The organism is Pseudomonas sp. PF05, assembly GCF_056521845.1.
The window spans coordinates 159,070-180,793 of sequence record NZ_JBWLPW010000001.1; the positions used below are offsets into that span (position 1 = coordinate 159,070).

Below are 21,724 nucleotides of genomic sequence, written 5' to 3' on the forward strand. Positions count from 1 at the left end.
ATGTTGAGACCCAGGATCATTCCCTGCTTGCTGATTCAAGATGGCGGGTTGGTGAAGACAGTGAAGTTCAAGGACCCCAAATACGTCGGGGACCCGATCAATGCGGTAAAAATTTTCAATGAGAAAGAAGCCGACGAATTGATCGTGATCGATATCGATGCCACCGCAAATGCTGTGGAACCTAATTATGCCCAGATTGCCAAATTGGCGGCGGAGTGCAGGATGCCGCTGTGCTATGGCGGGGGCATTCGTACAGCTCAGCAGGCCAAGAATATTATTGCGCTGGGTGTCGAGAAGGTTGCCATCAGCTCGGCGGCATTTGACAATCCGCAATTGATCAGTCAGATCGCTGAAGAAATTGGCAGGCAGAGTGTTGTGTTGGTCCTGGATCATAAAGCGCGCTTGTTGAGCAAGCAGCAGGAAGTCTGGACGCACAACGGCACGCGCAATACCAAGCGCAACGTCATTGAGGCCGCTCAAGAGTTTGAAAAACTCGGTGCCGGCGAAATTGTGCTCAATTCCATCGAAAACGACGGCAAAATGAAAGGCTACGATGTGGAGCTTGCAATCAAGCTTCGTGAAGCCGTGCGTATCCCCATCACTATCCTAGGCGGTGGCGGCTCGCTTGAAGATATGCGTAGCGTCGTGGCAGCTTGTGGCGTGGTGGGCGTAGCGGCGGGCAGCTTCTTTGTGTTCAAGGGCGCGTACCGGGCGGTGCTGATCAGCTATCCAAGCGCTCAGCAGAAAGACGACATCATTTATTCAGTTCTACGAGCCAGGTAATTCGCCAGGTTCGTGGCAAGGGTCAGATCATATGTTCAACGGCAAAAAACTTCTTATTACTGGTGGTACTGGTTCCTTCGGCAACGCGGTGCTCAAACGTTTCCTTGATACCAACATTGCTGAGATCCGCATTTTCAGTCGTGATGAGAAAAAACAGGATGACATGCGCAAGCGTTACAGTAACGTCAAGCTGAAGTTTTACATCGGCGATGTACGGGACTACCAAAGCGTGCTGAATGCTACCCGTGGTGTTGACTATATCTTCCATGCTGCGGCCCTCAAGCAGGTACCGTCCTGCGAATTCCACCCCATGGAGGCAGTGAAAACCAACGTCATCGGCACCGACAACGTGCTTGAGGCGGCCATTCAGAATGGTGTCCAGCGCGTGGTCTGCCTGAGTACTGACAAGGCTGTCTACCCCATTAATGCCATGGGTATCTCCAAGGCCATGATGGAAAAAGTCATGGTGGCCAAGTCGCGTAATGTCGACGAGAGCAAGACGGTTATTTGCGGTACACGATATGGCAACGTCATGGCCTCCCGAGGGTCCGTCATCCCTCTGTTCATTGAGCAGATTCGTGCAGGGAAGTCGCTTTCGATCACCGATCCCAACATGACCCGTTTCATGATGACCCTGGCCGATGCGGTGGATCTAGTGCTCTACGCCTTCGAGCATGGCAACAACGGTGATCTCTTCGTTCAGAAAGCCCCGGCTGCCACTGTCGAAACCCTCGCTCAAGCGTTGACATCGATGCTCGGTCAACCTGACCACCCGATTCAAATCATTGGCACGCGTCACGGTGAAAAGCTTTACGAGGCACTGCTCAGTCGTGAAGAGATGGCCTGCGCTGAAGACATGGGCGCCTATTTCCGCGTACCACCAGACCTGCGCGACTTGAACTACAGCAAGTTCGTCGAGTTAGGCGAGGAGAAAATTTCGCGAACCGAGGATTACAACTCGCATAACACCGAGCGCTTGGATGTCGAAGGCATGCAAAAGCTGTTGTTGAAGCTGGATTTCATGCGAGCCATACAGCGTGGCGAGCCCGCCACTCCAGAGGAGTGATGCCCATGAAGGTTCTTATTACCGGGGCTGGCGGTTTTGTCGGCAAAAACCTTGTGGCTCACCTGCAAGAGCGCCAGGACGTTCAGGTGGTTCGATTCGGCCGCCAGGAGGCTCCATCCGATCTGTTGTCGATGCTTGATGATGTGGACTTTGTGTTTCATCTGGCGGGCGTCAATCGACCCCAGCGTATCGAGGAGTTCAGCGAAGGTAACAGTGGCCTCACTGCAACGTTGTGTGCTGCCATCAAGGCCACCGGCCGGTCGATACCCGTGATTTACACCTCATCCATACAGGCTGAAGTCGATAATCCTTATGGGACGAGCAAGCGCGATGCTGAACACGCCTTGCTTGACCTGTCGAAACAGCAAGGTTCACCGGTTTATCTTTATCGTTTGCCCAACGTTTTCGGAAAGTGGGCGAGGCCAGACTACAATTCGGCGGTGGCGACATTCTGCCATAACATCGTCCGTGGCTTGCCAATTACGGTCAATAATCCCGCGGCACCGCTGCAGTTGGTCTATATCGACGATGTAATCAGAAGCTTCATCGATGTGATGGATGGCAGCGCCCCGGAAGGCCCTTATCTGGATGTACAACCGGTTTATGCCACGACGGTTGGGGCATTGGCCGATCAGTTGCAGGCGTTCAAGCGCAGCCGAGAGACGATGGTGACCGAGCGGGTGGGGACTGGGTTGGTCCGTGCTTTGTATTCGACTTACCTGAGCTATTTCACGCCAGACGATTTCACCTATGAGTTGCCCAAGCACGGTGATGTGCGAGGCGTATTCGTTGAGATGCTCAAGACCCCGGATGCCGGTCAGTTCTCTTACTTCACTGCTCATCCTGGCATTACGCGGGGAGGGCATTACCATCACAGCAAGACCGAGAAGTTCCTGGTTATCAAAGGTCATGCCTGCTTCCGTTTTCGGCATATTGTCAGCGGTGAGTTCTACGAGCTTTACACTGACGGCGAAACGCCACAGATCGTTGAAACCGTCCCGGGTTGGAGCCATGACATCACCAACACTGGCGAAACCGAAATGATCGTAATGCTCTGGGCCAACGAAATTTTTGATCGTGAGCGGCCAGACACCTACACCATGGCTGTTGGCACTCAGGCCTGAAGGATTAGCAATGAATACTGCACTAAAAAAACTAAAAATCGTCACCGTGGTGGGCACGCGTCCTGAAATTATCCGTTTGTCCCGGGTCATGGCCGCACTGGATAAGTATTGCGAACACGTGCTGGTGCATACCGGTCAGAATTACGACTACGAGTTGAACGAGATTTTCTTCCAGGACTTGGGCATTCGAAAGCCTGACCACTTCTTGAATGCTGCCGGGAGCACTGGCGCGGAAACCATCGGCAATGTGATCATCGCGGTGGACCGGGTACTGGCTATTATTGAACCTGAAGCGTTGCTGGTGCTGGGTGATACGAACAGTTGCATGGCAGTTATTCCCGCCAAGCGTCGCAAGATCCCCACGTTCCATATGGAAGCCGGAAACCGTTGCTTTGATATGCGTGTCCCCGAAGAGATCAATCGGCGCATCGTTGATCACACGGCAGACATCAACCTGACCTATAGCACCATCGCCCGAGATTATTTGCTCGGCGAGGGGTTGCCTGCCGATCGTGTCATCAAGACTGGCAGTCCTATGTTTGAAGTGCTCAATCATTATCGAAACAGTATCGAGGCGTCGAACGTCCTGGAGCGACTTGGTTTGGAGGCGGGCAAGTTCTTTGTGGTCAGCGCGCACCGCGAAGAGAACGTCGACTCGGATAAGAACTTTCTCAAGTTGGTCGAGGTGCTCAATACCGTGGCCAGTACGTTTGGCCAGCCGGTGATTGTCTCTACCCATCCACGCACTCAAAAGCGTGTCGATGCCATGGGCATTGTGTTTCATGAAAATGTCCGACTGCTCAAGCCCTTGGGATTCATGGACTACAACAAGCTGCAACTCGAGTCGCGTGCGGTCTTGTCTGACAGTGGCACCATCAATGAAGAGTCGTCGATTCTCAACTTCCCAGCCTTGAACCTGCGCGAAGCTCATGAGCGGCCAGAGGGGATGGAAGAGGCAGCAGTGATGATGGTGGGGCTGGAAGTCGAGCGAGTCCTGCAAGGATTGAATATTCTCCAGACACAACTCTCGGGTAGCGAGCGCAGCCTTCGTCTGGTGGCGGACTACAGCATGCCTAACGTTTCCGAAAAAGTAGCCAGAATCGTGCACAGCTATACCGACTACGTAAACCGTGTCGTTTGGAAGCGGTATTGAGTCGAGTCGTGAATATGCCTGAGAGCAAGCTGAATATTTTGGTGGTTACGCAGTACTTCTGGCCAGAGAACATGCGCATCAACGATCTGGTGCGTGATTTCACCGAAAAAGGACATTCGGTCACGGTGCTCACTGGAGTGCCTAATTATCCGGAAGGAAAGGTGTTCGAGGCCTACAAGTCAGCACCTGAACAGTTCACCGAATACCATGGCGCCCGCATTGTGCGGGTGCCCATGATCCCGCGCGGCAAACGCAGTATCCAGTTGATCCTCAACTACCTCAGTTTTTTTTCCAGCGCTTCGACCGTTGGTGTCTACGCGCTGCGGGGTCGCACTTTCGATGCCGTATTCGTCTACGCAGTCTCCCCCATCATGGCGGCTATTCCTGCCCTGGTGATCGGTCGATTGAAGAAAGCCCCCGTGTTCATTTGGGTTCTGGATTTATGGCCGGAAACACTGAGAGCGGTTGGCGTACTGAAAAAACCGGCGCTACTGTCCATGGTCGGTCGAATGGTGTCTTGGATCTATAACCGCGCCGACTACCTTTTGCTGCAATCAAATGGTTTTCTCGAAAACGTCAAAGGCTACTGCACCCGGCCCATAGACCCACAACGCTTGGTCTACTTCCCAAGCTGGGCTGAAGACGATTTCTCTGCGACTTCGGAGCACTCGAACTCGATACTTGCACGCGATGAGTCGGTATTTACCGTGGTATTTGCTGGAAATCTGGGCGAGGCCCAAGATTTCCCTGCCGTGCTGGATGCTGCCGAGCAATTGCGTGGGAAAGTCGCCGTGCGTTGGGCCATCGTGGGGGATGGCCGGATGAGCCAGTGGCTGAGCCAGCAGGTAAGTGCGCGAGGTTTGGACAATGTCCTGCTTCTGGGCAGGCATCCGTTGGAGGCCATGCCGGCCTTGTTTGCCAATGCCGATGCACTGTTGGTTTCACTGAAGACCAATGATGTGTTTGAAAAAACCATTCCTGGCAAAGTCCAGGCCTACCTTGCCTCGGGCAGGCCTTTGCTCGGCATGATCAATGGCGAAGCCGCGCGCGTAATCAACGAGTCCGGTGCAGGGTTTACGTGTGCATCCGGTGATGCAGGTGGCTTGGCACGCATCACTCAGACCCTGGCGGGTTTTGCGCCATCCCAACGCAAAGTCATGGGGGAGAGCGGTCGTGACTATTACCTCCAGCACTACTCCAAGCAACGCTTGCTAGCGCGTTTGGAAGATATCTTCAGAAAAGCCACGCTACGGAAGGTGAACCGCTGATGCAGAAAAGGATTCTTGTGACCGGGGCGAGCGGGTTTGTAGGTGGTGCGGTACTTACACGGTTGCAAGCAGACGCAGGACGATCCGTGATCGCAGTGGTTCGTGGTGACCGGCATTTGTCAGGCCCCATCAGCACTGTGCGGATTGAGTCATTTTCCGCGCAAACCCAATGGCACGCGCACCTGGCCAATATAGATACAGTCATTCATTGCGCTGCTCGCGTGCACGTGATGAATGATACGGAGGCTGATCCGCTGGCCGCCTTTCGGCAGGTCAACGTGGAAGGGACGCTCAATTTTGCAAGGCAGGCGGCTGAAGCCGGTGTCCGTCGTTTTATTTTTATCAGTTCCATCAAAGTGAACGGGGAAGGTACGTCGCCCGGCCAACCTTACGCAGCCGACGATATTCCTGCGCCAGTGGACCCGTATGGCGTGTCCAAGCAGGAGGCTGAGCAAGGTCTGCGGGAGGTTGCGCAGGCGACAGGAATGGAAGTGGTCATCATCCGGCCTGTCCTGGTGTACGGGCCTGGCGTGAAGGCTAATTTCTTGAGCATGATGCGTTGGTTGGACAAAGGTGTGCCTTTGCCATTCGGTGCCATCGATAACCGGCGTAGCCTGGTGAGCATCGATAACCTGGTCGACCTCATCGTGACCTGTATCGATCACCCCGCGGCGGCGAACCAGACCTTCCTGGTCAGTGATGGAGAAGATCTGTCTACCACGACATTGCTCAGCCGGATGGCTCGTGCGCTGGGTAAACCTGCCCGGTTGATTCCGGTCCCTAGCTGGATGCTCGATCGCGGCGCCAGCATGCTGGGCAGAAAAGCGCTGTCCCAGCGCCTATGTGGTTCGCTGCAGGTCAATATTGAGAAGACACGTACACTTTTGAATTGGAACCCACCCGTGAGTGTCGATGATGCATTGGCCGAAACCGCACGGTATTTCAGGAAGAATCAAGCTAAATGATGTACTTCTGGTTGTTTGCCTCTGTCACGCTGGCCTCACTGCTCATGACCGCGGGGCTGCGCCGCTATGCCTTGGCGCGTAGCATCATCGATATTCCGAATGCACGCAGCTCCCACAGTATCCCGACGCCCCGGGGCGGAGGCGTCGCCATAGTCGTGGCATTCCTGCTGACATTGCCCTTGCTGGGGCAACTGGGTCTGGTGCCGCCTTACTACCTGATCGCATTGGGTGGGGCAGGTGGGCTGGTCGCCATCGTGGGTTTCATGGATGACCATGGACACATTGCGGCGCGGTGGCGATTGCTCGGGCATTTCAGCGCCGCTATATGGGCGTTGGCATGGCTTGAAGGCCTGGCGCCGCTGAACCTGTTTGGTGTCAGTGTCGATCTATCCTGGATAGGACATGCCCTGGCTGCCTTTTATCTTGTCTGGATTCTCAACCTGTACAACTTCATGGACGGTATTGATGGTATCGCCAGCATAGAAGCGGTGTCGGCCTGCCTGGGCGCGAGTGCTCTCTATGTACTGTCGGGTTTCACCGACCTGATCTGGCCTCCGTTGATCTTGGCCGCCGCGGTGCTGGGCTTTCTGTTTTGGAATTTCCCACCTGCGAAAATTTTCATGGGAGACGCGGGCAGTGGTTTCCTGGGTATCGCGCTTGGGATCATGTCCTTGCAAGCCGCCTGGGTCTCTCCGGCCCTGTTCTGGGCATGGCTGATCCTGCTGGGGGTGTTTATCGTCGACGCGACGGTCACCCTGACTCGGCGGTTCTTGCGGGGAGAAAAAGTCTACGAGGCTCATCGTAGTCATGCCTATCAGTTTGCCTCGCGCCGTTATGGGCGCCATCGTCCGGTCACCTTGGCAGTGGCTGCGATCAACGTGCTGTGGTTGTTTCCCCTGGCGTGGTGCGTCGTGGTTCTGAAGCTGGATGGGTTGACAGGCGTTGTGTTGGCCTACGTGCCCTTGGCGTTATTGGCTTTCAAGTTCAAAGCCGGTCAGCTGGAGGATGCCTGAGCACCGGGGTAAAGATGTGAAATGGGTCAAGCCGGACATAACGAGAATGAGTAGGAACAACAAGGGGCTGGAAACATTCATGGATAGACTTCGCGTTGCATTGCTGGGCCTGCCGCGTCGGCAGAAACGACTGCTTCAGGTCACGGCCGACGTGGTGCTGGTCTGGGGGGCTTTGTGGTTGGCGTTCGTGGTGCGCCTTGGCTATGACGAGATGGTCAATCCGATTACCCACCATCCATGGCTTCTTGCCAGCGCCTCTTTGATCGCTATCCCATTGTTCGTTCGTTTTGGTATGTACCGGGCTGTCATGCGCTACTTGGGTAACGATGCGTTGATCGCGATCATCAAGGCGGTCAGCTTGAGCGCGTTGGTATTGGCGCTTGTGGTGTATTGGGGGGCCTCTTACATGGCACCTGTTCCACGTTCAGTCATCTTCAATTACTGGTGGCTCAGCCTGGTGATGATTGGCGGTTTGAGATTGCTCATGCGCCAGTACTTCATGGGCGATTGGTTCATTCCCTCCCGTCATGCACCTTTCGTCAACCGTAACGCCAGCCTTACCAAAGTGGCGATCTACGGAGCCGGTGCCGCCGGTAATCAACTGGTAGCAGCCTTGCGCATTGGTCGAGATATGCAACCGGTGGCTTTCATCGATGACGATGCCAGTATCGCCAATCGAATGATTTCTGGTCTGCAGGTATTCAAGCCCAAGCACATCCAGAGGCTGATTGAACTCACTGGCGCTCAAGAAGTGCTGTTGGCCGTTCCTTCGGCGAGTCGTGCGCGACGTCGTGAAATCCTCGAGTATCTGGAAGGCTATCCACTGCACGTACGCAGTGTGCCGGGTTTCATGGATCTGGCCAGCGGCCGTGTGAAAGTCGACGACATCCAGGAAGTAGATATTGCCGACTTGTTGGGTCGAGATGCGGTGCCTGCACAACCCGAGCTTCTGTCGCGTTGTATTCGGGGAAAGGTTGTCCTGGTTACGGGAGCGGGTGGGTCGATTGGTTCTGAACTCTGTCGTCAGATTCTCGCCCTGCAGCCATCCACTTTGTTGTTGTTCGAACACAGCGAATTCAACCTCTACAGCATCTTGAGCGAACTGGAAGAGACCATCGTCCGACAATCGATTCCGGTGAACCTATTGCCGATCCTGGGTTCGGTACGTAACGCGACCAAATTGTTCGACGTCATGAAGTCCTGGAGCGTCGAGACGGTGTATCACGCAGCAGCCTATAAGCATGTGCCCCTCGTGGAGCACAATATCGCCGAAGGCATGCTCAACAACGTCATCGGTACGTTGAACACCGCACAAGCGGCGTTGAAGGCTCAAGTCGAGAACTTTGTGCTCATTTCCACGGACAAGGCCGTACGTCCGACCAATGTCATGGGCAGCACCAAGCGCCTGGCAGAAATGGTCTTGCAAGCATTGAGTCACGAGCTGGCGCCGGTGCTTTTCGCAGACAGCGGTAATGTTGCCCGGGTCAATAAGACCCGTTTCGTCATGGTGCGCTTCGGTAATGTGCTGGGGTCATCCGGCTCGGTTATTCCGCGTTTCCGGCAGCAGATCAAATCCGGCGGCCCCATCACCGTCACGCATCCCAATATCACCCGTTATTTCATGACAATCCCGGAAGCTGCCCAGTTGGTGATCCAGGCAGGTTCGATGGGGCGAGGCGGCGATGTGTTTGTGCTGGATATGGGAGAGCCGGTGAAAATCGCCGAGTTGGCTGAGAAAATGGTCCACCTGTCTGGCTTGAATGTGTGTTCCGAGAAGAATGTGCACGGGGATATTGCAATTGAGTTCACGGGGTTGCGGCCAGGCGAGAAGCTCTATGAGGAACTGTTGATCGGTGACAACGTGGTCGCGACCCAGCACCCCATGATCATGAGCGCCAATGAAGACCATCTGCCGTGGGAGCAACTCAAGGTTAAACTGGACGAGTTGATGCTCGCCGTTACCAAGGATGAATATTCACGGGTCCGCATGCTGCTACGCGAAACCGTAAGCGGTTACACGCCCGAAGGAGAGATCGTCGATTGGATATTCCAGCAGCGGAGATTGATTCCAAAACACAAGGATCGTTAAGGGAGCACTTCGGTGGTCGATAATGTGAGCGTCGAAAGCTTGCTGTAGTGAGCTGCGCGGAGTGACTTTCACCCAGTCTCACTGAGCCAGCGTCCATTCCCTGCAATTCGCAGGGGCTGAGACATCTTTCTGGGCGGTCAAATAACATCACCTTACCTTTCGTCTAGCTTGGTGACTTTATCGATGCCAACGAGTACCCTTCCAGTCTTTTCGAAATGATAAGCGAGCAGCATCAAGTGGTCCAAGGTGAAAAGTTTATAAGTCCCGCTATTGTAGTTTCGTGCAGAGCGATGATGACACTCTCTGTGATGGGAACACTCTTGGTTCTGGGTTGGCTTCTCAAATACAGCACCTACGGTATCGAATTTACTGACGAAAGTTTTTATCTTGTGTGGATTTCGAATCCATTTATTTATGATGTTTCGCTTACGCAATTTGGTTTTATTTACCATCCGCTCTATAGGTTGCTCGACGGCGATATTGCTGCCCTTCGACAGGCAAATATATTAATGACGTTCGGCTTGGCTTGGGGCCTGGCTTACGTCCTCCTTTCTTCGCTTGCGCCAGAGTCCAGGGAAAAACGTATTGTCCTGCATACGGCAGCAGCTGGATTGGCTGGCAGCGTCCTTATTTTCTTCGATATCTGGTTACCCACGCCAAGCTATAACAGTCTGGCGCTGCAGGCGTTGTTGATCACCAGCATCGGTCTGCTTCTTGCCGAAAAAAACTTAACCCGTAAAAGTGCTTTTGGTGGGATAGTGATCGGCGTTGGAGGCTGGTTGGCGTTCATGGCCAAGCCAAGCACCGCACTCGCGCTGGCTATTGCTGTTTTTATCTACCTTCTGCTGTCGCGCAAGGTTTCAATACGATTATTGTTGCTCGTCGCTGTGAGTGCTGTGGTGCCGCTGTTGGCAAGTGCGCTGCTGATAGACGGTTCATTATCGCAGTTTGTAGAACGCGTCGAACTGGGCATTGAGTTCGGTCGATACCTTGGCGGTGGCCACACGCTGATCCAGATCCTGCATATCGACGACTTCCTCCTGAGTGAAAGAGCCAAGCTTGCTATCGGTATTGTTTTCGCCGCTTCCTTTCTTGCTACATTGGGAGCATGGAGCGAAAAGAAGATCGGCATGTTTCTCTGTTTAACCATATCATTTGCATTCTTTGCGTTGGTCGCGCTATTGACGACAACTCAAGTTTCCAGTGTTGCAGATCTCGGTAATTTTCAGGGTCTGCTGATTTTTGGTGTGGTGTTTGCCGGAATCCTGATCGGCCTGGCAGTAGGCCGTTTCAAGACGTTGGGAGGCGTTACCGGATCACATTGGGCGATTGCGCTTCTATTTCTGGTAATGCCCCATATTTACGCTTTTGGGACAAATAAAAATTATTGGACCGGCGGCGCCTCGGCCGGTATTTTTTGGTTGCTTGTCGGAATCATCCTTTTAGGGCCGATGGCTCGCGAACGTGCCAGCTGGCTATTCGCGCTGCCACTGGTGCTTGCAGCTCAGGCAGTCACCGCTACTCTTTTGCAGACAGCGCTAGAGCAGCCCTATCGTCAACCTCAACCCCTCAGGCTCCACGCGTCTCCTTTGGAAATAGGTCCCCAAGGATCGACCTTGATTCTCTCGCAGGGGTACGCTCGGTATATCGACAGTGCCACCAAAAAGGCACGAGCTGCTGGTTTTGAGCCGTCTACCCCGGTGATCGATCTATCCGGCCAATCCCCTGGCATACTTTACGCAATAGGTGCTCAGAACATCGGCCAGGCTTGGACTATCGGCGGTTATCCCGGCAGTCTGGAACTCGCCAAAGCAGCATTGAGCCGTACGTCCTGTGAAAAAATAGCGGCGGCCTGGTTGCTGCTGGAGCCCAACGGCCCGCGCAGTATTTCAATCGAGCTGTTGTCCAGTTTGGGCATTACCTTTCCTGAAGGATACGAGCAGGTAGGCACCTGGCAGACTGCGGAAGGTGCAGGCAATTTCGCTGCCAGCCGCATGCAGGTGCTTTACAAGCCGTTGGCGTCGAACGAAACGTTAAATACCTGCCAAGCGCTACGCCAAAAGAGTGGACAATGAGAAGGGCGCCAGCTCTCATTCCAGCTCCTGGTGCCTTTGACAACCGGTTAAGTAGATACAGACGCTTTTCAATGCCCTGATGCCCTGGCCGGAGAGTTCCTCGGCACGGCTCGCTTTGAAGCCTGATCAAGATGTGAATGCGGCGAGTATCTTCGCTGTGTCACAGACGAATGGCATAGGTTGCAAGAGGGAAATCAATGAGTCAGAAAATCCAGTTCAACCGGCCATTCATGACGGGTAAAGAGTTGCAATACATTGCCGAAGCCAAGTCCGGTAACATGCTTGCTGGCGACGGTCCTTTCACCAAGCGTTGTCACAAATGGTTGGAAAGCAGAAGTGGCTGTGACACGGCGTTGCTGACGCACTCATGTACGGCTGCTCTGGAGATGGCAGCACTGCTGTTGAACATTGAGCCGGGTGACGAGGTCATCATGCCTTCGTACACCTTTGTGTCGACGGCCAATGCTTTTGTACTCCGTGGCGGTGTTCCGGTGTTCATCGATATTCGGGAAGACACCTTGAACCTCAATGAGAGGCTGATCGAGGCAGCGATCACTGAACGTACCCGAGCTATTGTCCCGGTCCACTACGCGGGTGTGGCCTGCGAAATGGATACCATCATGGATATCGCGAAACGGCATAACCTGAGGGTTGTGGAGGATGCCGCGCAGGGTGTGATGGCTACCTATAAAGGACGAGCGTTGGGCAGCATTGGTGATCTGGGTGCCTACAGCTTCCATGAGACCAAGAATGTTATTTCTGGCGAGGGTGGCGCGTTATTGGTTAACGAGTCTTCATTGGCGCTTCGGGCCGAAATCATCCGTGAGAAAGGCACCGACCGCAGCCGGTTTTTCCGGGGAGAAGTGGACAAATACACTTGGCAGGAGGTGGGCTCTTCATTCTTGCCAGGTGAGTTGATTGCGGCTTTCTTGTGGGCACAGTTAGAAGAGGCCGAACGCATCACCCATGAACGCTTGGAAATTTGGCAACGCTATCACGAACTTCTTGAGTCACTTGAAGCCGATGGTTTGTTACGCCGCCCCATCGTGCCGGAAGAATGCCAGCACAATGCGCATATGTACTATGTTCTGCTTGCGCCAGGGATCGATCGGCAAAATGTGCTCGCTGAGTTCAAAAAGCATGACATTTCCTCGGTGTTCCATTACGTCCCCCTTCACTCGTCACCTGGCGGGAAACGATACGGTCGGGCACACGGAGCGCTGGAAGTTACGGACAGGCAATCTGAACGACTGGTACGTTTGCCGCTGTGGATTGGTCTGAGCGCTGAGCAGCAACAGCGTATTGTCAAGGTCCTGACCGGGGCTATCAGTTGATAACCTGATCCACGTCGGGGAGGAAGAGAAATAGAGTGCCGCCGGCTTTGCAGCCAGCGGCACTTTTTTACTTGCTCAAAATATCGGCGGCTAATCCAGGGACGAGTGATTGGCGAAGCTGTAGAGTCAACGCTGCAATTTGAGGGTTGCGCGGATTTCGACCGATCGCCGTGCCATTGCGTTCTCAGACATCGCTACCAACACGTGAAAATTTCTTGGTGACCCGTGATTATGGTAGGTTGCCCGCCCCAGCCACTAACATATGGGCGCCGTCTGCTCAAATCCCGTTGCAATGGATATTATGACCAGCTGCCTGTAGCGGCTGATCCGTATTCTGGAGCTTGGTGCGGTGGGATAGGCATTAGCTTCGCTCAGCTGGTGATACGGGCCTCAGCTCACGCTCAATAGCAGGAGAAGGGTCTAACCTTGGATGCTGTTACAGGTATGTTTTTTGATGATCGTTTTATCAGTGATGCGTGACGTCGACAGGTTCAATAAAAGCGGAATCGCGACAGGGGCGAGCCAAGATGCGTAAAGGGTTTATGGATAAGTTGAGAATAGCCCTGCTGGGATTGCCAAGACGCCATAAACGGGCGATACAAGTGGCAACAGATATTGTCCTTGTCTGGATCGCCCTCTGGCTGGCGTTCGTCGTTAGACTGGGTGTCGAAGCATTGGCCAGCCCGATTGCAACGCATTTGTGGCTTTTCGGGTCCGCACCGCTGGTCGCCATTCCGATCTTCATCCGCTTTGGCATGTATCGCGCGGTCATGCGTTATTTCGGTAACGACGCGCTGATCACGATCTGCAAGGCAGTCAGCCTTTCGGCCTTGCTGCTGGCCCTGGTGGTGTATTGGTACAGCAACCATAAAACCGTGGTACCGCGCTCCATCATCTTCAATTATTGGTGGTTGAGTCTGATCATGATTGGCGGTTTGCGCCTGATGATGCGGCAATACTTCCTGGGGGACTGGTTTACTGCAGCCCAGCATGTACCCTTTACCAACCGGGACGACGGCCTGCCCAAGGTTGCTATTTATGGTGCCGGGGCCGCAGGCAATCAGCTCGTGGCCGCACTACGCATGGGGCGGGTGATGCGGCCGGTCGCATTCATCGATGATGACAACAGCATTGCTGACCGAGTGATTGCTGGGCTACAGGTCTACGAGCCCAGGCATATCCAAAAGATGATCGACACAACCGGCGCACAGGAAATTCTGCTGGCCGTGCCTTCCTCTTCACGTGGGCGCCGTCGAGAGATCTTGACGCTGCTTGAAGGTTTTCCACTGCATGTACGCAGTGTCCCCGGGTTCATGGACTTGGCCAGCGGCCGGGTCAAGGTCGATGATATCCAAGAAGTGGATATCGCGGACCTTCTCGGGCGCGATCCGGTCCCTGCGCAACCTGATCTTCTGGAGCATTGCATCACAGGTCAGTCGGTCCTAGTCACTGGGGCCGGTGGTTCGATCGGCTCTGAGCTTTGTCGGCAAATCCTGGCACTTAAGCCGACTACGTTGCTGCTGTATGAGCATAGCGAATTCAATCTCTATAGCATTTTGTCTGAACTTGAACCTCGAATCATTCGCGAGTCGTTGTCAGTTCGGCTTTTGCCTATCCTGGGATCGGTACGAGACCAGGACAAGCTGCTGGACGTGATGAGGACCTGGAATGTCGATACGGTCTACCACGCCGCTGCTTATAAGCACGTCCCGATGGTCGAGCACAACATCGCCGAAGGCGTCCTGAACAATGTGATCGGTACGTTGAATACGGCACAGGCTGCGTTGCAGGCGGGTATATCGAACTTCGTCCTGATCTCCACGGATAAAGCGGTGCGCCCGACCAATGTCATGGGCAGCACCAAGCGGCTCGCGGAGCTGACCTTGCAAGCCCTCAGCCGTGAACTGGCCCCCGTGTTATTCGGCGACAAGGATAACGTTTCGCGGGTGAATAAGACGCGCTTTACCATGGTCCGGTTCGGTAACGTATTGGGTTCGTCTGGTTCGGTTATTCCCCTGTTCCATAAACAGATCAAGTCCGGCGGGCCGTTGACAGTTACCCATCCCAAGATCACCCGTTATTTCATGACTATTCCCGAGGCCGCGCAGTTGGTGATCCAAGCGGGCTCCATGGGGTTGGGCGGGGATGTGTTTGTGCTGGACATGGGCGAACCAGTGAGGATTGTCGAGCTGGCGGAAAAAATGATTCATCTGTCTGGCCTGAGTGTTCGTTCGGAAAAGAATCCCCATGGCGACATTTCAATCGAGTTCACAGGCTTGCGTCCGGGAGAGAAGCTTTACGAGGAGTTGCTGATCGGCGACAACGTCGTCGCCACCCAGCACCCAATGATCATGAGTGCCAATGAGGATCATCTGTCTTGGGACACGCTCAAGATCAAGCTGGCTGAGTTGCTGGCCGCAATTGAGCACGATGACTACATCAGGGTTCGTCAGCTACTTCGGGATACTGTCAGTGGTTACGCTCCGGACGGAGAGATTGTCGACTGGATCTATCAGCAACGCCGACTCGAACCCTGATTGTTACACAAACTGTAACGTACATATTTTTGACAGCGATACATCATCGCCTAAGTTTGAGAGGCAGCTTCGGAAAAGCTGCTTCTTTCTTAACGATGTCATGGAGCGTCATTTATGCGTACAGGCTATTTCTACTCTCTGGTTTTTGCCTTTCTCACCAGCGCCTCGATTGCTGCTATCGCCGCCCCAGTGGTCAAACCCGAGTCGATCCCTACACCGCAAGCAGTGGAGCAACCAGCCAAAGCGCAGAGCACCAAGGTGGATTTAAACGAGGCGGATGCTGCAACGTTGCAGCGCGAGTTGACAGGAATAGGTAAGGGCAAGGCCGAGGCAATTGTTGCCCATCGGGAGAATAATGGGCCGTTCTCTTCAGTGGAGGAGTTGCTGGAGGTCAAGGGAATTGGCAAGGCAATACTGGACAGAAATCGCGATAAGCTGGAAGTGAACTGAAATAACAGTGAAAGGAGGCCAGTCGAGATGACTGGCCTTTATGAGCTCTGCCGAAGGCGCTATCCGCGGGCAGCCACGACGGTGCCAAGAATAATCAATCCAACACCCAGTGCTTTCTGAAATGTCATGGGTTCACTTAGAATCCAGCCACTTAATAGTAAGACAATAACGAAGTTTAGGCTCATGAATGGATAGGCATGACTAAGATCAAACTTGGTCATCGCCGCCATCCAGGCCAGTGATGCCAGGAACCCTGCTGCGAAGCCAGAAAAAATTCCCGGGTCCAATAATAGTAAGAGTAAAAATTTTATTTTTTCAATCGGCTCAATCGGCAAGGGGCCTAATTTGGATATTCTCCATTTTAGAATAAGTTGTCCATAAACAGTAAAAGCGATGGTGGCGAGTATATAAATATAGTTGAATGCGTTAGCCATCAACGCTTCTCCAGTACAGCGAGACCAAACCCAGTTTTACCGTAACTGTTGCCGTTATAAAGCATATATCTATTGCATTTGTGGTCGAACACGAATGGGTATTCGATCATTTCCGAATCCCAACCATCTGGGGAGACATCAATACCGGCGTCTTCCAGTGCCAGTCGCCATTGCGTACCTCCATCGGTGGTGGCGTAGCCGATCCTATATGTGTCTCCTGTACCACTGCGATAGGAAAACCACATCTCCAGTCCGCCTAAATTATTCTTTACCACGGTCGGGCGTGAAAACGCTTGGGCTACACCCACTTCGAAGGGGATGGCCAAGCCGTCACGATGCCAGTTATTCCCGTCATGGGAGTGTGCCGAGTTGATCACATGGATCATTTCGCCGTTGCCGGAATCCCAGGTTTGGGTCGACCCATACCACATGTCATAACCGTTGTTTCCGTTCTTGAGCACCCATGGGTAGGAAAGGCTGATGGGGTCGATTTCGTCAGTGCTCATGAACGGGCGATCACTCTCGAGTGTCAGCGTGGTATCTGCATTGACGATCAGTCTGCCGACATCACCACGCCAGTGCTGATTGTCCGGCGATTGCCACCCCATGAAAAGCATGTACTGCACTTCGTTGGCGATGTAGCAATTGCCAATACTCACGCCATCAGCATGGAAACTGCCTGCGGGGCCGTGCTCCAGAAAGGGAAGGGGGTGTTCCTTGATAACTTTTCTCTGTTCAATATCAATGTCTACTGCGCCGACAGAAGATCGGTTGTCACGATCCCGTGCGCTGAAGAAAACCCGAAAGACATCATTATGCAGGTGCACAGGTAAAGGGTTTGCAGCGTGAGATAACAGTTTTGGATGGCGCTTCTCATTTTCGGGAGTGTACAGTCGACCGAGTTTTTGCCATGTGTATTTCATATTTTTCTCAACTTGCTACTGGGTACTTTTGAGCGCTCAGTCGCTGTACCAATAAATACGCCTTCCCTCTCAGCGTTAGCCAACAGTAACGTGCCTGCGCCAATCACGCACTTGTCTTCTATATTTATATGATCGCGCAGCGTCGCGTTGACCCCGATAAAGCACTGTTCACCGATGTGAACACCTCCAGAAACTACTACGTGGGATGCGATGAACGTATGGTCCTGGATCGTGGAGTGGTGGCCGATATGGTTGCCGCTCCATAACGTGATGTTATTCCCAATTTTTACAAAAGGTTGGATGGTGTTGTCCTCAAGAATGAAGCAGTTCTCACCAATTCGACCTTCATTCAGGACGGTAGCATGGCTGCTAATGTAGCTGGCAAGTGTGTAGCCTAGTGCTTTTGCAGCGAAGTATTTTTCCTTTCGTACTGCATTGAGTTTTGAGTAACTCAGAGCGATAAACATTTCATGCTGATCGGCAGAATAGTGTTCAGCAACGTTTTCGAAGGCGACGACTGGCAACCCACAAAAAGTAGAGTCTTCGATATAGCTACTGTCTACCGTGAAGGCCACGACGTCAAAGGCAGAATCTGTGTTGAAGTAAAAAAATGCCAACTCTGCGATGTCACCTGAGCCGAAGATGACCAATTTTTTTCTCATTACATTTTCCTCACTAGCAAGGTGAACTCATACAGGCCGTAGTCGTGAAGGAGAGCAACGTGTCGGGAGTAGCGTCGCTTGCATAGATCGAATAACCTGCAAGGGTCGGCATAGTACAGATCCTCCCTTTTCTTATCCTCGTCGGAATAGGAAGTCAGGCAATTGAAGGCGAATCCCAGGCGGCTTGTTCGATCCAGTATATCCAAAGTGTTTTCGAGATAGGCCAACCACTCACTGTCTGATCGGTCCATGCGGACATTGAATATACCGCTGGCGACGCTGTAATCAGCGACAGCGTCCGGCTCGGAGGATTCAATAAAACGAGCATGGGAGTCTTTCAAATAGCGTTTTTTTGCGGCTTGGATCATTTCTTTTGAGATGTCCACGCCAAGATAAGAAAATGTATGATTATTGGCTTTCAGGTAATCGACCAGCGCGCCGTAACCACACCCTAGATCACTTATAGAAAATGCCTGCGGGCCGTTAATGATCTTGCACAGTTGCTCGAAGCGCATGGCCTGGCCTTGCTCGCCATTCCAGTCCACTCCATTTGGCGTTTCACCATGCAAGGCGAGTTTTTGTGAATAGTAGCTAGCTACTTCGTCAAGCAGTTCAGTCTTTTTGTTGTGCATAAATCTGCCTCACAATAGTGTAGGGGCGTTGTTTTGACTCGGAGAATATTTTTGAAAGATAAATGCCCACTACACCAATGAACGAGATAATCATGCCGCCTAGTAGCCAGATGGAAGCCATGACTGATGTCCACCCGCTTAATGGCGTCGCCAGAAACATCCAATGCATTATCAAGTAAGCAATGTAAAGCACGGCAAAAAAAGAAATCGCAATGCCGATGTAAAAAATACCGACCAAGGGAGCATTGCTGAACGACGTCACCGAGTTAACCAATACAGACATCTTTTTTCTGAAAGTATAGGTTGTTTGGCTGGTGCTGCTCTTTTTGATCTTTTGAGGTTGCTGATCAAACCCGGTGATGTGCCATAGCCCTGCCAGGAACACCTCTCGTTCCTCATGTCGCAGCAAAGCGTTGACGTAGCGGCGGGTCATCAGCCTGGCGGTGACGACGTTCTCAGGCAGCGCCATGCCCGTCAGGGCTTGGAAGAAACGATAGAACCAACGGCCGCTCCAGCGTTCAAACCAGCCGCCTTTACGTTGCTCCTGCACGCCATAGACAACGTCGCAAGCCATTTTTTGGAGCTGTTCGGAAAAGCTGAGCAGACATTCGGGGTCTTCTTCAAGGTCGCTGTCAATCAGGAAAACCTGATCCCCTTTGGATTGGGACAGACCGGTCATCATGGCTTTGTGATGGCCGAAGTTTCGCGAGAGATCGACCAGCACCACATGAGAATCTCGTTCGGTAAGCGATATAGCGATATCAAGACTATTGTCAGGCGAGCCGTCGTTCACAAGCACGATTTCGTAGTCGTATCCTGTACATTCCTTTGCGGCTGCGCTCACGCGAGAATGAAACTCTTCGATATAGGAGGCTGATTGATAAAGAGTCGCTACGATGGACAGCTTCATTGAGCTACATACCTCATTTGGCGATGAGAGTCTTTTCCGCAGTTGAAAAGGAGATCAAGAATGGTGACTCCATGGGTGAATTCACCCCATAATTGTGGGTAGTCTGGATAGCCTGCATAGTCGAACCAAGTTAATTTGATGTTCATCGCTTCGAATATTTGTTCGTCGACATAATTCTTGGCAGATGGGCCGGAGACGTACTCGGTAGCACCCGCTTGTACGCAGAGTTCGGCAAGACGTTCGGTTTTACCGTCAGCCTGTTTGTAATCCCATGAGTTGCTAATGCGAGTCGTGATGTTCAGGTAGTCGCAAATGGCTTGGATGAATCGTTGATTAAGTATTGAAAGATGGGTGTAGGACGTATTCAGATAAAGAGGCTCCAGCCACTCTGCGATTTCATGAAAATGAGGAGCACGGCTATAGTTTTGAACTAGCGACCTCCAATGGACTGCAGCCCATTCAGTACCATCGATTTCAGTTTCCCTGATTTTTTGGTGATACTTGCCTTTTACCAAGACGGGCACGGTCAACCATTGCACCCCTTGCGGTGTCTTTATTTGGTTACGGTTTCGCCAGTCACGTCGTGTGTATTGCATGTCATCGTACAGAATGAATTCATCTACTGACGCGATGATGTCAAAATACCCTTTCCAAGGGATGTAGTTGGATTGAAGTATCGCAACTTTTTTCAATGTGTTCTTCCCTTGTGTTGCTCAATTTGGAAATTATTAATCTGATAGAAAGTGTGAGGATTTTTTTGAACTTTAAAGTAGAAAGAATGAAGGTTCATGGGATTCTGTCGGATTATGTCTGAGCATTGGCATATTAATCTGCAAGGGGGGAAGCGTCACCCTTTTCGTGGGGGTTTTTCCCCGACCATAGGAGCTGATCGGATAGGGTAGGCTGCCAAGCCGCATTCCCATCCTCGACACGTTGCGTCCTCCCGAAAAGTCCTTTTACGATTAAATTTCCGAGTTGGAGTAATTTGACTGGCTCTTACGTCGATGAGCCTGTACCTCGACGATTCCGTGCAACTGCTTCTGCAACTGCTAACTCCCACCCATCACCACTGATCAAGGACCCGCGCCATGTACAAAGACTACCCAGCCGCCTACCAGGTCAGCAAAGGCTCAGCCCTGCAGGTGGACAAACCCTTTTACGACCGCATCCGCACTCAGCAGGACAAGCGCACCCTGATCGAACAGTTCGAGGTACCCATCCGCACCGGTCGCGCTTGGCACGTACCTGCCGGTCATGTGTTCCGTGTCACCACTCCGGTGGGCCCGCAGGTGGGGGACTTCAACGTCTGGAACGCCCATGATCCGCGGGAGCGCTTGTGGGCGGCGCGTACTCGTCAGCTTCAGGGCGCCCATGTCAGCACCCATGATCGGTTGTGGTCGAACCTGCCATTCCTGCGGCCATTGGTGACCATCACCGATGACAGCCTGGCCGGCTACGGCATCGATGAGCATGGCGGTCGACTGCATGATCTGCTGGGGACCCGCTGTGATCCGTATGTAAACAAGATGCTGACCGGCGAGGATTTCCATCATCACTGCCATTCGAACCTGACCCGGGCGGTGTTGCCCCACGGCCTGACGGAGTTCGATGTGCATGACGTGCTGAATATTTTCCAGTGCACGGGGCTCAATCATGACGACATGTACTTCATGAAGGCCTGTCCGGCGCAGAAGGGCGACTACCTGGAGTTTTTTGCCGAGATCGATCTGTTGTGCGCCCTGTCCACCTGTCCGGGTGGTGACCTGTCGCTGGCGATGTGGGGGCCTGATGCACAGGATCCCCTTAGCGTCTGTCGTCCGCTGGGGGTTGAGATCTATCGGTTGGAGGATTCATTGCTGGAGGGGTGGAGTCAGCCTGAGCGGGCAGCGTACAAGGGGTTGCATGGCTTGCATATCGCCAAGGCGGATTGGGAAAGGTGATGCAGTAGGCGCTGGCTTTGTAGGAGCTGGCGAAGCCTGCGATCTTTTGATCTTCCCTCCAGACTCAATTTATAGGGGAAAGATCGCAGCCTCGTTGCACTCGACAGCTCCTACAGACCCAGCGGGAGCAAGCTCCCTTGCCACACAAGCAGATCAACGATCCTTGGCCTCCTTCGCATCCATTTCCGCATTGCGCTCGGCAACGCGCTTACGCTGTTCATCGGTCAACTCGACCTTGTGGGCGGTGTCGCGCAGCATCATCAGACCACCAACGATCGAGCCGATTGCAACAATCAGAATCAACCAGGCATACCAGGGCATAGGGCTCTCCTTGAGGGGGCGATGGACGGGCGAACGTTTCGCCGA

General features: G+C 53.0%; 20 protein-coding genes. 13 read left to right on the plus strand and 7 right to left on the minus strand.

The genetic code is table 11. The annotated features are described in order from the left end of the window. From AC09SL_RS00720 to AC09SL_RS00775, 12 genes are all read left to right on the plus strand, one after another. Window positions 1-783: an AglZ/HisF2 family acetamidino modification protein gene (locus AC09SL_RS00720; protein WP_058543243.1), complete on the plus strand. Its 783-nt coding sequence runs from the start codon at window positions 1-3 to the stop codon at window positions 781-783. Window positions 784-814: 31 nt separating this feature from the next. Next, window positions 815-1,849: a polysaccharide biosynthesis protein gene (locus AC09SL_RS00725; protein WP_058543244.1), complete on the plus strand. Its 1,035-nt coding sequence runs from the start codon at window positions 815-817 to the stop codon at window positions 1,847-1,849. A gap of 5 nt (window positions 1,850-1,854) precedes the next feature. Continuing rightward, window positions 1,855-2,973 (plus strand): UDP-2-acetamido-2,6-beta-L-arabino-hexul-4-ose reductase, encoded by a 1,119-nt coding sequence (wbjC, locus tag AC09SL_RS00730; RefSeq protein ID WP_058543245.1) that lies wholly within the window; start codon window positions 1,855-1,857, stop codon window positions 2,971-2,973. Window positions 2,974-2,983: 10 nt separating this feature from the next. After that, window positions 2,984-4,126 (plus strand): non-hydrolyzing UDP-N-acetylglucosamine 2-epimerase, encoded by a 1,143-nt coding sequence (wecB, locus tag AC09SL_RS00735; protein WP_058543246.1) that lies wholly within the window; start codon window positions 2,984-2,986, stop codon window positions 4,124-4,126. A gap of 14 nt (window positions 4,127-4,140) precedes the next feature. Beyond that, on the plus strand, window positions 4,141-5,394 hold the full coding sequence (locus AC09SL_RS00740) for a glycosyltransferase family 4 protein (protein ID WP_058543247.1): 1,254 nt from the start codon (window positions 4,141-4,143) through the stop codon (window positions 5,392-5,394). Beyond that, window positions 5,394-6,359 carry a UDP-glucose 4-epimerase family protein gene (locus AC09SL_RS00745; RefSeq protein ID WP_058543248.1) on the plus strand — a complete coding sequence of 322 codons (966 nt, stop codon included), beginning with the start codon at window positions 5,394-5,396 and terminating at the stop codon, window positions 6,357-6,359. The genes AC09SL_RS00740 and AC09SL_RS00745 overlap by 1 nt, the downstream gene beginning before the upstream one ends. Then, the gene (locus AC09SL_RS00750) at window positions 6,356-7,372 is read left to right on the plus strand and encodes an MraY family glycosyltransferase (protein WP_058543249.1); all 1,017 of its coding nucleotides are present in this window, start codon (window positions 6,356-6,358) and stop codon (window positions 7,370-7,372) included. The genes AC09SL_RS00745 and AC09SL_RS00750 overlap by 4 nt, the downstream gene beginning before the upstream one ends. 79 nt (window positions 7,373-7,451) lie before the next feature. Then, entirely contained in the window at window positions 7,452-9,461 is a 2,010-nt protein-coding gene (locus AC09SL_RS00755; protein WP_058543250.1) for a polysaccharide biosynthesis protein, read from the plus strand. Window positions 9,462-9,751: 290 nt separating this feature from the next. Then, window positions 9,752-11,536 carry a hypothetical protein gene (locus tag AC09SL_RS00760; protein ID WP_231139237.1) on the plus strand — a complete coding sequence of 595 codons (1,785 nt, stop codon included), beginning with the start codon at window positions 9,752-9,754 and terminating at the stop codon, window positions 11,534-11,536. A gap of 197 nt (window positions 11,537-11,733) precedes the next feature. Then, a complete protein-coding gene (rffA, locus tag AC09SL_RS00765; protein ID WP_058543252.1) occupies window positions 11,734-12,870 on the plus strand; it encodes a dTDP-4-amino-4,6-dideoxygalactose transaminase in 1,137 nt (378 codons plus the stop codon). Window positions 12,871-13,412: 542 nt separating this feature from the next. Further along, on the plus strand, window positions 13,413-15,407 hold the full coding sequence (locus AC09SL_RS00770; RefSeq protein WP_058543253.1) for a polysaccharide biosynthesis protein: 1,995 nt from the start codon (window positions 13,413-13,415) through the stop codon (window positions 15,405-15,407). 114 nt (window positions 15,408-15,521) lie between these two features. Then, window positions 15,522-15,857: a ComEA family DNA-binding protein gene (locus AC09SL_RS00775; RefSeq protein WP_058543254.1), complete on the plus strand. Its 336-nt coding sequence runs from the start codon at window positions 15,522-15,524 to the stop codon at window positions 15,855-15,857. Between the two features lie 59 nt (window positions 15,858-15,916). On the opposite strand, the gene AC09SL_RS00780 is transcribed toward AC09SL_RS00775, so the two are convergent. The 6 genes from AC09SL_RS00780 to AC09SL_RS00805 are packed head-to-tail and all read right to left on the minus strand — an operon-like array spanning window position 15,917 to window position 20,110. Beyond that, complete coding sequence (locus tag AC09SL_RS00780) at window positions 15,917-16,291, minus strand: EamA family transporter (RefSeq protein WP_058543255.1); 375 nt, start codon at window positions 16,289-16,291, stop codon at window positions 15,917-15,919. Then, window positions 16,291-17,214 carry a glycoside hydrolase family protein gene (locus AC09SL_RS00785; protein WP_058543256.1) on the minus strand — a complete coding sequence of 308 codons (924 nt, stop codon included), beginning with the start codon at window positions 17,212-17,214 and terminating at the stop codon, window positions 16,291-16,293. Before AC09SL_RS00785 ends, AC09SL_RS00780 begins: the two co-directional genes overlap by 1 nt. Then, on the minus strand, window positions 17,211-17,876 hold the full coding sequence (locus tag AC09SL_RS00790) for an acetyltransferase (RefSeq protein ID WP_058543257.1): 666 nt from the start codon (window positions 17,874-17,876) through the stop codon (window positions 17,211-17,213). The genes AC09SL_RS00785 and AC09SL_RS00790 overlap by 4 nt, the downstream gene beginning before the upstream one ends. Next, the gene (locus AC09SL_RS00795) at window positions 17,876-18,508 is read right to left on the minus strand and encodes a class I SAM-dependent methyltransferase (protein WP_058543258.1); all 633 of its coding nucleotides are present in this window, start codon (window positions 18,506-18,508) and stop codon (window positions 17,876-17,878) included. The genes AC09SL_RS00790 and AC09SL_RS00795 overlap by 1 nt, the downstream gene beginning before the upstream one ends. Continuing rightward, window positions 18,489-19,418 (minus strand): glycosyltransferase family 2 protein, encoded by a 930-nt coding sequence (locus AC09SL_RS00800; protein WP_058543259.1) that lies wholly within the window; start codon window positions 19,416-19,418, stop codon window positions 18,489-18,491. The genes AC09SL_RS00795 and AC09SL_RS00800 overlap by 20 nt, the downstream gene beginning before the upstream one ends. Further along, the gene (locus AC09SL_RS00805; protein WP_058543260.1) at window positions 19,415-20,110 is read right to left on the minus strand and encodes a WbqC family protein; all 696 of its coding nucleotides are present in this window, start codon (window positions 20,108-20,110) and stop codon (window positions 19,415-19,417) included. Before AC09SL_RS00805 ends, AC09SL_RS00800 begins: the two co-directional genes overlap by 4 nt. Before the next feature lie 396 nt (window positions 20,111-20,506). Between AC09SL_RS00805 and AC09SL_RS00810 the strand changes: the two genes are divergently transcribed. Next, window positions 20,507-21,358 (plus strand): urea carboxylase-associated family protein, encoded by an 852-nt coding sequence (locus tag AC09SL_RS00810; protein WP_058543261.1) that lies wholly within the window; start codon window positions 20,507-20,509, stop codon window positions 21,356-21,358. Between the two features lie 153 nt (window positions 21,359-21,511). Here the strand turns inward: AC09SL_RS00810 and AC09SL_RS00815 are convergent, their stop codons facing one another. Beyond that, a complete protein-coding gene (locus AC09SL_RS00815; RefSeq protein ID WP_014337248.1) occupies window positions 21,512-21,679 on the minus strand; it encodes a DUF2897 family protein in 168 nt (55 codons plus the stop codon). Between the last annotated feature and the right edge of the window lie 45 nt (window positions 21,680-21,724).